Genomic DNA, 11,927 nt, shown 5'->3' on the forward strand with positions numbered 1-11,927 from the left:
GGCAAATAGCAAGCGGCCGCGGATTTACCCACGGCCGCCCATGTCTTACGATCAATTTTCGGCGTCAGAGCGCCACTTCGGCATGCTTGCCCTTCATCTCATCGCGCACGTCGCCGCCGAACAGCATCTTGAACACGCCCTTCAGCGACATATCGGAACGCCAGATTTCCGCCGTACCAAGGTCGAAGCGCAGCATCAGCAGATTGGGATCGTTGCGGCCGCCCGGATACCAGGCCTCCACTTCCTTCGACCAGTAGCGATCGATCACCGCCGGATCGGCTTCCGGCGTCAACGTGCCTTCTATGCAGGCGAAAAGGTTATGATCCTTCGCCGAAAATTGCGCCATGGCGCCGCCGCCTGGCGCCAGGCGATTGTCGCGCGACGTATAGAACCAGAAGCAATGATTGGCCTTGGGGTCGAGTTGCGCGGTCATCGGCAGACTATGTTCCGCGCTGTTGCTCAGCCCCACCATCAGGAAGGGGCTGGTCGACAATTCCGCCCAGAAACGGTCCTTGATTTCGGTTGCGTCGGTCATCGTCCAAACTCCTTGGCTGTTTCCCCTTCAATCGCCGGCCGGCAGCGAAGTTCCGAAACGCTTGATCTTGGCCCCGACCATCGCCACATGGGGGCCATGCTGATCGAGACCGAACTGACGCCCAATCCGGCGACCATCAAATTCCTGCCCGGCCGTGAGGTCATGGGCGCCGGCACGCGCGATTTCGCGACGCCCGAAGAAGCGGAAGCCTCCCCGCTGGCGGATGCGCTGTTTGGCCTGGGCGACGTTACAGGCGTGTTCTTCGGCAGCCATTTCGTATCGGTGACGATCGCGCCCGGTGCCGAATGGTCCGATGTGAAGCCCGATATCCTTGCCACGTTGCTCGAACATTTTTCGGCCAACATGCCGCTGTTCACGCCGGGATCGGCCGCCGGCATCAGCGTTCCGGCCGACGACGCCGGTTTTTCCGACGATCCGGAGGATGCCGAGATTGTCGAGCAGATCCGCGAACTGATCGACACGCGCGTGCGCCCGGCCGTGGCCAATGACGGCGGTGACATCATCTATCGCGGCTTCGACAAGGGCACCGTCTATCTGCAGATGCAGGGTGCGTGCTCCGGCTGCCCCTCTTCCAGCGCGACTTTGAAGAACGGCATCGAGCAACTGCTCAAACATTATGTGCCCGAAGTGACAGAGGTGCGCGCGGTCTGATCGCGCGCGTCGGGTCGCCGTACATTTGGCAAATCCGGATGGATGGACTAACCGCAGGACGAATCCACATGCTGTGGATGCGTAAGGGGAGTTTCGTTTGCGCCTTCTGGTGATCGACACCGCCACCCAGGCCCTGTCCGTCGCGCTGCTGGAAAATGGAGCGCCGATCGGTCGTTTCCATGAAGTCGTCGGGCGCGGCCATGCCGAAGCCTTGCTGCCGGCCATCGCAGCGTTGCCCGATGGTGGCCGCGCAGATGCGATCGCGGTGGATGTGGGACCGGGCAGCTTTACCGGTGTGCGGATCGGCATCGCGGCGGCGCGCGCGCTGGCGCTCGCCTGGTCGATACCCCTGCATGGCTATGGCGCGCCGGCGTTGATCGCGGCCAAGGCAGCACAAACCCATCCGGGCGGGCCGATCGCCGTCACCATCACCGGTGGCCATGGCGAGTTGTTCTGGCAATATTTTACTGCCGACGGTTTGCAGCCGACCAGCGCCATCGCCTCCACGCCCATTGCAGAATTGGCGGCGACGCTCGACGATGCCAATTTCTACGGCACCGGCGCCGAAGCGCTGGTAACCGCGCGGGGCAAGGGCAGCGCGATCAGCCTTTATCCCGATGCGGCCGATTATGGATTGATCGCCGGACTGACGCCGTTGCCGCCCAGCCCGATTTACGGGCGCGGCGCGGATGCCAAGACCATGGCGGAACGCGCGGCGTCATGATTCCGGCCGTACAACTCGACACTTATGACGAAGGCGATCGCAACGCGCTGGGCGACGCGATGGACGTCATGATCCAGGCCTTCGATCCGGTCTATGGCGAGGCATGGACGCTGTCGCAATTGTCGGGCGTGATGCTCATGCCGGGCACATGGCTGACGATCGCACGGATCGATGCCGCACCATTGGGTTTTGCGCTGGTACGATCCGTGCTCGACGAATGCGAATTGCTGCTGCTGGCCGTCGATCCGCTATGGCGCGGACGCGGCGTAGGCGAAACGCTGCTGCGCGACAGTTTGCGCACGGCACGCCGCCGGGGGATCACTTCGATGAACCTGGAAGTGCGTTCTACCAATAAGGCTGTAAAACTATACGAGAAAACCGGTTTCGAATATGTACATCGCCGCCCCGGTTACTATCGCGGTAATGATGGTCAACTTCACGATGCGCTCAGCTTTCGCATTGATATGATGGCTTGATACAATATCCCCTTGCGAAAGTCTCCGGCAAGGTCTAGCGGGCATATACCGCTCATGAAACAATTTCCTCGGGCGGGTCGCATAACAATATAGCCTAGTAGGAAACGGTAAAATGGAAACCGAATCGGCCCAGAGCGAGCTGCTCATTACTTTGACGTCGGACATCGTCGCTGCCCACGTCTCCAACAACAGCGTTGCCGTCTCCGACGTATCTTCGCTGATCCAGAATGTGCATGCCGCGCTCGCCGGCCTCAGCCAGCCCGCGCCGGCACCGGAAGTGAAGCTGGAGCCCGCCGTTTCGGTACGCTCGTCGATCAAGCCGGATTACATCATCTGTCTGGAAGACGGCAAGAAGCTCAAGATGCTCAAGCGCCACCTGATGACCCATTATCAGATGACGCCGGAAGATTATCGCGCGAAGTGGAGCCTGCCGGCCGACTATCCGATGGTCGCCCCCAATTATGCCGAACAGCGCCGCACTCTGGCGAAGAAGATCGGCCTGGGCACCAAGCGCCGCCGTACGCCGCGCGCCAAGTAATCGGCGCTTCGGGCGCAGCCATTTAGTGCAAAGGGGCGCGTCGCCGACGCGCCCCTTTCCTGTTTGGGGAAAAGCCGCTAGGCTCTGCCCCATCCTTCGCAAAAGCAATCAAGCGAGCCTGCATGAACCGCAAAATCGACGTCGAAGCCCTGTGTCATGAAAAGGGGCTGCGCATCACCGAACAGCGCCGCGTCATCGCGCAGGTGCTGAGCGACGCTACTGATCATCCCGATGTGGAGGAACTGCACAAGCGTTCCGCCGCCATCGACCCCGGCATCTCGATCGCGACGGTGTACCGCACCGTGCGCCTGTTCGAAGAAGCCGGCATCCTGGATCGCCATGATTTTGGCGACGGCCGCGCCCGTTACGAAGCGGCACCGGAATCGCACCATGACCATCTGATCGATGTCGAGACGGGCAACGTCATCGAATTCGTCGATCCGGAACTGGAACAGTTGCAGAAACTGATCGCCGAGAAGCTGGGCTTCCGTCTGGTCGATCACCGCATGGAACTCTACGGCGTCGCGCTCGACCGCAAGAACTGACCGACCTTGGCCAGCGTCCGTCGCCTGTTGCGGTTGGGGGCGCTGGCCGGCAGCCTGCTGATCTGCCTGTTCCCCCATTTGCTATGGCGCATCGCGCGCCGCCCCTCTCCCTGGCCGCGTCGCTTTCTGGCGCTCGCGGCCCGGTCGGTCGGCGCGCGCGTCAGGATCGCGGGACGGCCCCATGACGGCGACATGTTCCTGCTCGCCAATCATGTTAGCTGGATCGACATATTGGCTTTGGGCGGCGCGACCGGCACCGCCTTCGTTTCCCATGACGGGGTTGCGCGCTGGCCAGTGATCGGCTGGCTGGCGGCGCAGAATCATACATTGTTCGTCGCACGCGAACGGCGTGGCGCTTTGTCGGGGCAACTGGATGCGTTACGCGCAGCGCTGCTGGGCCATCAGCCGGTAGCGCTCTTCCCCGAAGGCACGACCAGTGATGGCAGCCGGCTGTTGCCGTTCAAACCGGCACTTCTGGCTGTACTGCTACCGCCGCCGCGTGCGGTGATGATCCAGCCGGTGAATATCGATTATGGCCCCGAAACCGCCGCCATCGCCTGGTATGGGGATGAGGCCGCCGGGACAAACGCCAAACGCATTTTGGGCCGCAAGGGACCGATGACCGTTACGCTGCGCTTTCTGGCGCCGTTCGACCCGGCGGACTGCGCCGATCGCAAGGTGATTGCCGCCATGGCGCGCGAACGGATCGCTGCCAGCATGGCAAAGCATCAGCACCCTTCCGCTTGCGCGCCTCCGCCTGTATAGCGGCAAGGATGAATCGTACCGACGCCCCAAAGACTCCAGCGACTTTCCACGTCAAATCCTTCGGCTGCCAGATGAACGTCTATGATGGCGAGCGCATGGCCGAGATGCTGGGCACACGCGGCATGACCGCTGCGGCCGATGGCGCCGACGCCGATCTGGTCATCCTGAACACCTGCCACATCCGCGAAAAGGCAGTGGACAAGGTCTATTCCGACATCGGACGCATGGTGCGCGACGATGGCAGCCGCCCGATGATCGCCGTCGCCGGCTGCGTCGCGCAGGCCGAGGGCAGCGAGATCCAGCGCCGCGCCCGCACTGTCGACATCGTCGTCGGTCCGCAGGCCTATCATCGCCTGCCCGACCTGATCGACAAAGTGGGCCGCGGCGAGGAAGCCGTCGACACCGACATGCCGCTGGCCTCGAAATTCGGCGCCCTGCCCGTCCGCACCAAGCAGGCGCGCCCCACCGCTTTCCTGACCATCATGGAAGGGTGCGACAAATTCTGCACCTATTGCGTGGTGCCCTATACGCGGGGCGCGGAAATCAGCCGCAGCTGGAGCGCGATCATCGACGAGGCCAAGGCGCTGGTCGATGGCGGGGTGCGCGAAATCACGCTCTTGGGCCAGAATGTGAACGCCTGGACCGGCGAGGATGACAAGGGCCGGATGCAGGGCATGGACGGCCTGGCCCGCGAACTGGCCAAGATCAACGATCTGAAGCGCATCCGTTATACCACCAGCCATCCCAACGACATGAGCGACGGCTTGATCGCCGCCCATGGCGACGAACCCAAGCTGATGCCCTTCCTGCATCTGCCGGTGCAGTCGGGCAACGACCGCATATTGAAAGCCATGAACCGCAGCCATAGCGTCGAAAGCTATCTGCGCATCATCGATCGGGTGCGGGCGGCGCGGCCGGACATCGCCCTGTCCGGCGACTTCATCGTCGGCTTCCCCGGCGAGACGGACGCGGAGTTTGAGGACACGCTCAAGATCGTCGAACAGGTTCGCTACGCCCAATGCTACAGCTTCAAATATAGCCCGCGCCCCGGCACGCCGGCGGCCGATATGGATCACCAGATCCCGGCGGCCGTGATGGACGATCGGCTCGCCCGTCTTCAGGCCGTCATCAATCGGCATCAGGTAGAGTTCAACACCGCCACGGTCGGGCGCACGACCGACATTCTTCTGGAGCGCAAGGGCCGCTATCCCGGTCAGTTGATCGGCAAATCGCCCTGGCTCCAGTCGGTGGTCGTGACTGCGCCGGATCTTACCATCGGCGACATGGTTGAAGTCGATATCATCAGCGCCGGCCCGAACAGCCTGGCCGGCGAAATCAGCAGGAGGAAGGCCGCTTGAACCAAAACACCGTCGTTCCCGCGCTTGCAGGAACCCATCTCCGACCCTGTCCACCAGGATCGAACGGCGGAAGATGGATACTCGCTCTGGCGAGCATGACGGACGGAACAAGGGGCTGACCATGGGCAAGAAACCGAACCACCACCATCGCGAAGATGTTGCCGAACGGGCACGGCTGGAGGTCGTCTTCGAACGACCGCATCTGCTGACCACATTGTTCGGCCAATACGATCAAAATCTGGTCGCGATCGAAAATCGGCTGGGCGTCTATATCGCCGCGCGCGGCAACAAGTTGCAGATCGAGGGTGAGGCCCATGCCGCCGCCCGCGCCCGCGACGTGATGACCGGCCTCTACAACCGCATCGTCGCAGGACAGGAAATCGACGCCGGCGCGGTCGAGGCGGTGATAGCCATGTCATCCGAACCGACGCTGGACGGCATTATCCGCAGCGATGTCGCCGAACCGCCCAAGGTGATGATCCGCACGCGCAAGAAGACGATCGTGCCGCGCAGCGCGACCCAGGTCACCTATATGGAGGCGCTGAACCGCAACGACATCATCTTCGCGCTTGGCCCGGCAGGTACCGGCAAGACCTATCTGGCAGTCGCGCAGGCCGTGAGCCAACTCATCACCGGCAGCGTCGACCGGCTGATCCTGTCGCGCCCGGCCGTCGAAGCGGGCGAGAAGCTGGGCTTCCTGCCCGGCGACATGAAGGAGAAGGTCGATCCCTATCTCCGCCCGATCTACGATGCGCTGCACGACACGCTGCCGGCCGAACAGGTCGAACGGCGAATCGCGAGCGGCGAGATCGAGATCGCGCCGCTGGCCTTCATGCGCGGGCGGACGCTGGCCAATGCCTTCATCGTGCTGGACGAGGCCCAGAACACCACCATCGCCCAGATGAAGATGTTCCTCACCCGTTTCGGCGAAGGCAGCCGCATGGTCATTTGCGGCGATCCCAAGCAGGTCGATCTGCCACAGCCTGGCACATCGGGTCTGGCCGATGCGGTGGCGCGACTGGACGGGGTCGAAGGCATCGCCATGGTGCCCTTCGGCATCTCGGACGTCGTGCGCCATCCGGTCGTCGGGCGGATCGTGCAGGCCTATGAGGGGCCGGATGCCTGAATTCCACGGAAAGAAATATCATGATTGAAGTCGCCGTCCTCCATGAAGAAGGCTGGCCCGGTATCGACTGGGAATTTCTTGCCCAGCGCGCCGTGGCCACCGCCATCGCGCACAGCCCCTACGCGGCCTTCGCGGCCGACCAGACGCTGTATGAGGTGGCAGTCAAGCTGACGTCCGATGAGGAGGTCCATAGCCTCAACCGCGCCTATCGCGACAAGGACAAGCCGACCAACGTCCTGTCCTTTCCGATGGTGCAGGATGATTTGCTTCAGGCCACCGCCAATACCGACGATGGCGAAGTATTGTTGGGCGATATCGTACTGGCGGAGGGTGTTTGCGTCGCCGAAGCGGCGGAAAAGGGCATTTCCGTCGCCGATCATGCCACGCATTTGATTGTTCACGGGACTTTTCATTTGCTTGGATATGACCATATGGACGACAATGAGGCCGAAGCGATGGAAGCGCTGGAGATTGCGGCGCTTCTGAGCATGGGCCTTGCCGATCCCTATGGGGATCGAGAGGGCGTTTGATATCGCGTTGTCCGTTTCGACACGCACTGACAGGGGATTGAGCGACATTATGGCTGACGGCAGTCCGAAGGACGGCACCGCTTCGAAAGAAGGGGACAGTAGCAACGAGGGCGGCTTATGGAGCGGCATCAAGTCGCTCCTGTTCGGCGAGGGCGAAGAAACCAGTCTCCGCAAGGAATTGGAAGAAGCGCTCGACGAATATGATGAAGACGAGCAGGACGAGAATAGCGCCCCCCCGGCCAAGGGCGACCTGTCCGCGATCGAGCGGCAGATGGTGCGCAACCTGCTCCATTTTTCCGAACATACGGTCGATGACGTCGCCGTGCCCCGCGCGGACATCATCGCGATCGAGGAGAAGGCGAGTTTCGCCGACCTCGCCGCCCTGTTCGCCGAGGCCGGGCATAGCCGCGTGCCGGTCTATCGCGGGACGCTCGATACCATTGTCGGCATGATCCACATTCGCGATGCCTTCGCCATATTGGCCGGCAAATCGCCGGTGCCCGACACGCTGGAACCGCTGATCCGTCAGCCGCTCTATGTGCCTGAAAGTATGGGCGCGCTCGACCTGCTGGCGGAAATGCGCGCCAAGCGGACGCATCTGGCCATCGTGCTGGACGAATATTCGGGCACGGAAGGGCTTTTGACCTTCGAAGATCTGGTCGAGGAAATCGTCGGCGACGTCGAAGATGAGCATGACGACGCGCCCGAAGCGATGCTGGTGCCGCTCGATGGCGGCCTGTGGGACGCCGACGCCCGCGCCGAGTTGGACGATGTCGCGGACGAAATCGACGAAAAGCTGGGCGAAGTCGAGGAAGATGTCGACACGCTGGGCGGCCTGGCCTTCGTACTGGCCGGACGCGTGCCCGAGCCGGGCGAGATACTCGATCATGGTCCCAGCGGGTGGAAGCTGGAGATCGTCGCCAGCGATGGTCGCCGGGTTACGCGGCTGCGCCTGCATCCACCGGTCGCGTTGGAAGAGGTGGAGGAATAAAAGCCTCCACCTGAAATTTCCGTCGGCAAATTTTCGATACCGACGAAATGTTAAGCCTGCGCGCGCATAGCCTGCCATAGGGACATCAGGCGTCATCGTCCTTCGACGAATATGGTAGGCAATGCGAAACGAGCGTAGCAAATTTCAGAGCGGTGGCAGCGCGGACATGAGTTTCGCCGCACCATGGTCGCCGATCGAGACATTGCTGCTGGCGCTGCTATGCGCCGCGACCCTGTTCTTTACGGTCATCACTCCGCCCTTTCAGGCGCCGGACGAAAACCAGCATTATATGAAAGCGCTGGCGCTGGCGCAGGGCGATATGCTGACCCGCCAGCAGGGCGAAGCGATCGGCACCGACCTGCCCCGCGCGGCGCTGGACATTCACGCCGTCGATTTCCCGACCGATGTGCCCCCTACCCTGCGCCGGTTCGATCGCGCACAGATCGCCGCCAGTGCGCAGGCGGACGCCGGGCGCAGTGGGACCGCCTTTGCCGACTTCCCCAATGTCGCCAGCTATGCGCCCAGCCTTTATGCGCCGGGTGCATTGGGATTGATGCTGGGCAAGACGATGGGCCTGCCCTGGATCAACGCCTTCTATGTCGGGCGGCTGGTCAATGCGCTGAGCGGCCTGCTGTTGCTGATCGCGGCACTGCGCCTGCTGCCCTTCGGGCGCAATGCGCTGCTGGCGACCGCGCTGTTGCCGACCTTTGCCTATCAGACCGGATCGCTGTCACCCGATGCCCTGATCAACGGGCTGGGCTTTCTGGGGCTGGCGCTGACGTTGCGCACCGGCTTCATGACCGCCACGCCCGCGCGATCGGCTGCCCTGCTGGTGACCGGGCCGTTGCTGGCGCTGTGCAAGGGCGTTTACCTGCCGCTGATGGCCGCAGGGCTGCGCTGGCAACAGCATCGCCGCGATCTGCGGCCGGGCCTGATCCTGGGCGCGATGGCGCTGGGCGCGTTCGGCTTCGTCGGATGGATGCATTATTCGGGCGGCAGCCAGGCGCTCTATCATATCCAGTCGCGCCGGACCGGCGAGACGATGATGACCGCGCCGCTCGGCGAGCAGCTCAAGATCGTGCTGCATGATCCGATCAACTATATCCGCATCCTTGTCAGCAGTGTGACCGAGCGGGCGCCGGTCTATGCGTTGCAGATCGTCGGGCGGTTCGGCTGGAACGCGATCTTGCTGCCATTGGTCGCCTATCCGCTGGCTGCGCTGATGCTGGGGGCCGGCGTCGCCAACGGGGTCGGCGCGCGTTTCGGCATGGGCCAGAGACTATGGTGGCTGGCGGTGGCGGCGGGTATCGCGCTGTTGATCGAAACGGCCATGTATCTGACCGGCACGCCGCTGGGCGCGGACTATATTCAGGGGACGCAGGGGCGCTATTTCCTGCCGATCCTGCCGTTGGTGCTGATCGCGCCGTCCCCCGCCGGGCCGATGCGCGGGGCGCAGAAACTGTTCGCCATTACCGCGATCCTGCTGGCTGCAATCGCCGCGGCGACGGTGTTCGACAGTTTCTGGATCCACGGCTTCGTCACCAGCGACGGCATGCCGCCACATGACAGCATCGGCCGCGCGCTCCTGCTACCCTCGCCGCGCTGGTAGCCAGAGGCGGCAAAAGGCCAGCCAGCCCAGCCCTTCGATCCAGCCGGCGGTGACGTCGCTCGGCCAATGGACGCCGAGCCAGACACGGCTGATGCCGATGAGTGCGATCATCGCTGCGGCCGCGACATAGCCACTCCGGTGCGCCACCAGCATCGCCAGCGCGCCGAAGAACATCATGTTGCCCGCCGCATGGCCGCTGGGGAAGCTGTAGCTGTGAACATTGTCCAGATGCGGCAGCAGGTCGGGGCGTGGGGCGGCGAAAATCTGCTTGAGGATCAGGTTCAGCGCCGTCCCGCCGGCCATCATCGCCGCCAGCCAGCAGGCGCCTTTTCGCCGTCCGACCCAGAATAAAGTGCCCAGCGACAGGGCCAGCAATATCAGGCGACCCGCCGTTCCACCGATGGCAGAGGCGCTGCGCATCCACGGCGTGACATGCTGCCCCACGGCGCTATCCCGCGCGGCCCCTGCCCGCTCCATCAGTCCGACATTCAGCCAGTCGAGCCAACCCGCGCGCTGCATGAGCGCGATCGCCAAAACGCAAAAAAGCGCGAGAGCCAAAGCCCCCGCGCCTTTCATTATCCTCGTTTGCCGCGATTTCCGAGCCGTCAGATGTTTCATCTGACTTGAAATCGCTCCTGGCCACCGATCAGATATGGATCGCACGCCCATAGGCCGCGAGCACGCTTTCATGCATCGATTCCGAAATGGTCGGATGCGGGAAGACGGTGTGCATCAGTTCCGCCTCGGTCGTCTCCAGCGTCTTGCCGATGGTATAGCCCTGGATCATTTCCGTGACTTCCGCGCCGATCATGTGCGCGCCCAGCAGTTCGCCGGTCTTGGCGTCGAACACCGTCTTAGTGAAGCCTTCGGCCTCGCCCAGCGCGATCGCCTTGCCATTGCCGATGAAGGGGAACATGCCGACCTTCACCTCATAGCCCGCTTCCTTCGCCTTGGCTTCGGTCAGGCCGACGCTGGCGATCTGCGGATGGCAATAGGTGCAGCCCGGAATGTTGCGGACGTCCATGGCGTGGGGATGCTTGCCGGCAATCGCTTCGGCCACGATCACGCCTTCATGGCTTGCCTTGTGCGCCAGCCATGGCGGCGCGGTGACGTCGCCGATCGCCCAGATGCCGTCCACATTGGTCTTGCAGGTCGGATCGGTGACGATGTGGCCCCGTTCCGTCTTGATGCCCAATTCTTCCAGACCGATATTTTCGGTGTTGGGGACGATGCCGATCGCGACGATGACATGGCTATATTCGCCGGTAACGACCTTGCCGTCCTTGTCCTTGATCGCGGCCTTCACGCCGTTCGCGCCGACTTCCAGCTTATCGACGCCAGCGCCGGTCAGGATGGTCATGCCCTGCTTCTTGAGCGCCTTTTCGAGGAACGCGGACACGTCCTTGTCTTCCACGGGAACGACGCGGTCCATCATTTCGACGACGGTGACGTCTGCGCCCATGTCATTGTAGAAGCTGGCAAATTCGATGCCGATCGCGCCCGATCCGATGACCAGCAGCTTGCTGGGCATTTCCGCCGGGGTCATGGCGTGGCGATAGGTCCACACGCGCTTGCCGTCCGCCTTCGCAAAGGGCAGGTCGCGGGCGCGGGCGCCGGTCGCGACGATGATGTTCTTGGCCGTCAGCTCTTCGGTCTTGCCGTCCTTCGTGACGGTCAGCTTGCCTTTGCCGGTCAGCTTGCCGTCGCCCATATGGACGGCGATCTTGTTCTTCTTCATCAGGTGCGTGACGCCCTGATTAAGCTGTTTGGCGACGCCGCGCGAACGCTTCACGACGGCTTCGATGTCGGCGCTGATCTTCTCAGCCTTCAGGCCATAGTCGCCGGCGTGGCTCATATAGTGGAAGATTTCCGCCGAACGCAGCAGCGCCTTGGTCGGGATGCAGCCCCAGTTGAGGCAGATGCCGCCCAGATTTTCGCGCTCGACGATCGCGGTCTTCAGACCCAGTTGGGCGGCGCGGATGGCAGCCACATAGCCGCCGGGGCCGGAGCCCAGAACGATGACATCATAAGTATCAGCCATGATCAGTCTCTCTAATC

Annotated in this window: 14 protein-coding genes; 11 read left to right on the forward strand and 3 right to left on the reverse strand. The window is 62.8% G+C overall.

The window, feature by feature from the left end; translation table 11 throughout:
• Positions 1 to 64: 64 nt before the first annotated feature.
• Positions 65 to 535, reverse strand: coding sequence for a pyridoxamine 5'-phosphate oxidase family protein (locus F4U94_RS05840; RefSeq protein ID WP_120249989.1), 471 nt, complete (start codon positions 533 to 535; stop codon positions 65 to 67).
• Positions 536 to 631: 96 nt separating this feature from the next.
• On the opposite strand from F4U94_RS05840, the gene F4U94_RS05845 reads away from it, so the two are divergent.
• From F4U94_RS05845 to F4U94_RS05895, 11 genes are all read left to right on the forward strand, one after another.
• Positions 632 to 1,207, forward strand: coding sequence for a NifU family protein (locus F4U94_RS05845; protein ID WP_120249988.1), 576 nt, complete (start codon positions 632 to 634; stop codon positions 1,205 to 1,207).
• 97 nt (positions 1,208 to 1,304) lie between these two features.
• Positions 1,305 to 1,931 carry a tRNA (adenosine(37)-N6)-threonylcarbamoyltransferase complex dimerization subunit type 1 TsaB gene (tsaB, locus tag F4U94_RS05850; protein WP_120249987.1) on the forward strand — a complete coding sequence of 209 codons (627 nt, stop codon included), beginning with the start codon at positions 1,305 to 1,307 and terminating at the stop codon, positions 1,929 to 1,931.
• Positions 1,928 to 2,407: a GNAT family N-acetyltransferase gene (locus F4U94_RS05855; RefSeq protein ID WP_120249986.1), complete on the forward strand. Its 480-nt coding sequence runs from the start codon at positions 1,928 to 1,930 to the stop codon at positions 2,405 to 2,407. Before tsaB ends, F4U94_RS05855 begins: the two co-directional genes overlap by 4 nt.
• Before the next feature lie 112 nt (positions 2,408 to 2,519).
• Positions 2,520 to 2,945 (forward strand): Ros/MucR family transcriptional regulator, encoded by a 426-nt coding sequence (locus F4U94_RS05860; protein ID WP_120249985.1) that lies wholly within the window; start codon positions 2,520 to 2,522, stop codon positions 2,943 to 2,945.
• A 122-nt stretch (positions 2,946 to 3,067) separates the two neighbouring features.
• Positions 3,068 to 3,490: a Fur family transcriptional regulator gene (locus F4U94_RS05865; RefSeq protein ID WP_120249984.1), complete on the forward strand. Its 423-nt coding sequence runs from the start codon at positions 3,068 to 3,070 to the stop codon at positions 3,488 to 3,490.
• A gap of 6 nt (positions 3,491 to 3,496) precedes the next feature.
• The gene (locus F4U94_RS05870; RefSeq protein ID WP_120249983.1) at positions 3,497 to 4,255 is read left to right on the forward strand and encodes a lysophospholipid acyltransferase family protein; all 759 of its coding nucleotides are present in this window, start codon (positions 3,497 to 3,499) and stop codon (positions 4,253 to 4,255) included.
• Between the two features lie 8 nt (positions 4,256 to 4,263).
• Entirely contained in the window at positions 4,264 to 5,613 is a 1,350-nt protein-coding gene (miaB, locus tag F4U94_RS05875) for a tRNA (N6-isopentenyl adenosine(37)-C2)-methylthiotransferase MiaB (RefSeq protein ID WP_120249982.1), read from the forward strand.
• 121 nt (positions 5,614 to 5,734) lie between these two features.
• On the forward strand, positions 5,735 to 6,739 hold the full coding sequence (locus F4U94_RS05880) for a PhoH family protein (protein ID WP_120252042.1): 1,005 nt from the start codon (positions 5,735 to 5,737) through the stop codon (positions 6,737 to 6,739).
• A 20-nt stretch (positions 6,740 to 6,759) separates the two neighbouring features.
• A complete protein-coding gene (ybeY, locus tag F4U94_RS05885) occupies positions 6,760 to 7,269 on the forward strand; it encodes an rRNA maturation RNase YbeY (RefSeq protein ID WP_120249981.1) in 510 nt (169 codons plus the stop codon).
• A gap of 49 nt (positions 7,270 to 7,318) precedes the next feature.
• Positions 7,319 to 8,260 (forward strand): hemolysin family protein, encoded by a 942-nt coding sequence (locus F4U94_RS05890; RefSeq protein ID WP_120249980.1) that lies wholly within the window; start codon positions 7,319 to 7,321, stop codon positions 8,258 to 8,260.
• 121 nt (positions 8,261 to 8,381) lie between these two features.
• A complete protein-coding gene (locus F4U94_RS05895; protein WP_120249979.1) occupies positions 8,382 to 9,869 on the forward strand; it encodes a DUF2142 domain-containing protein in 1,488 nt (495 codons plus the stop codon).
• Here the strand turns inward: F4U94_RS05895 and F4U94_RS05900 are convergent.
• Both F4U94_RS05900 and lpdA read right to left on the reverse strand, forming a co-directional pair.
• On the reverse strand, positions 9,849 to 10,538 hold the full coding sequence (locus F4U94_RS05900; RefSeq protein WP_427773081.1) for a phosphatase PAP2 family protein: 690 nt from the start codon (positions 10,536 to 10,538) through the stop codon (positions 9,849 to 9,851). The two genes, F4U94_RS05895 and F4U94_RS05900, sit on opposite strands and share 21 nt — an antisense overlap.
• Positions 10,516 to 11,910 (reverse strand): dihydrolipoyl dehydrogenase, encoded by a 1,395-nt coding sequence (gene lpdA / locus F4U94_RS05905; RefSeq protein ID WP_150411867.1) that lies wholly within the window; start codon positions 11,908 to 11,910, stop codon positions 10,516 to 10,518. The genes F4U94_RS05900 and lpdA overlap by 23 nt, the downstream gene beginning before the upstream one ends.
• Positions 11,911 to 11,927 lie beyond the last annotated feature (17 nt).

The organism is Sphingobium limneticum (assembly GCF_008710155.1).
Taxonomy (GTDB): Bacteria; Pseudomonadota; Alphaproteobacteria; order Sphingomonadales; family Sphingomonadaceae; genus Sphingobium; species Sphingobium limneticum.

Excerpts from the sequence above, each read along its gene's own strand:
- F4U94_RS05840 (WP_120249989.1), bottom strand. The coding sequence starts at position 535 with ATGACCGACGCAACCGAAATCAAGGACCGTTTCTGGGCGGAATTGTCG.
- F4U94_RS05845 (WP_120249988.1), top strand. The coding sequence starts at position 632 with ATGCTGATCGAGACCGAACTGACGCCCAATCCGGCGACCATCAAATTC.
- F4U94_RS05855 (WP_120249986.1), top strand. The coding sequence starts at position 1,928 with ATGATTCCGGCCGTACAACTCGACACTTATGACGAAGGCGATCGCAAC.
- F4U94_RS05860 (WP_120249985.1), top strand. The coding sequence starts at position 2,520 with ATGGAAACCGAATCGGCCCAGAGCGAGCTGCTCATTACTTTGACGTCG.
- F4U94_RS05865 (WP_120249984.1), top strand. The coding sequence starts at position 3,068 with ATGAACCGCAAAATCGACGTCGAAGCCCTGTGTCATGAAAAGGGGCTG.
- miaB (WP_120249982.1), top strand. The coding sequence starts at position 4,264 with ATGAATCGTACCGACGCCCCAAAGACTCCAGCGACTTTCCACGTCAAA.
- F4U94_RS05880 (WP_120252042.1), top strand. The coding sequence starts at position 5,735 with ATGGGCAAGAAACCGAACCACCACCATCGCGAAGATGTTGCCGAACGG.
- ybeY (WP_120249981.1), top strand. The coding sequence starts at position 6,760 with ATGATTGAAGTCGCCGTCCTCCATGAAGAAGGCTGGCCCGGTATCGAC.
- F4U94_RS05890 (WP_120249980.1), top strand. The coding sequence starts at position 7,319 with ATGGCTGACGGCAGTCCGAAGGACGGCACCGCTTCGAAAGAAGGGGAC.
- F4U94_RS05895 (WP_120249979.1), top strand. The coding sequence starts at position 8,382 with ATGCGAAACGAGCGTAGCAAATTTCAGAGCGGTGGCAGCGCGGACATG.
- F4U94_RS05900 (WP_427773081.1), bottom strand. The coding sequence starts at position 10,538 with ATGGGCGTGCGATCCATATCTGATCGGTGGCCAGGAGCGATTTCAAGT.
- lpdA (WP_150411867.1), bottom strand. The coding sequence starts at position 11,910 with ATGGCTGATACTTATGATGTCATCGTTCTGGGCTCCGGCCCCGGCGGC.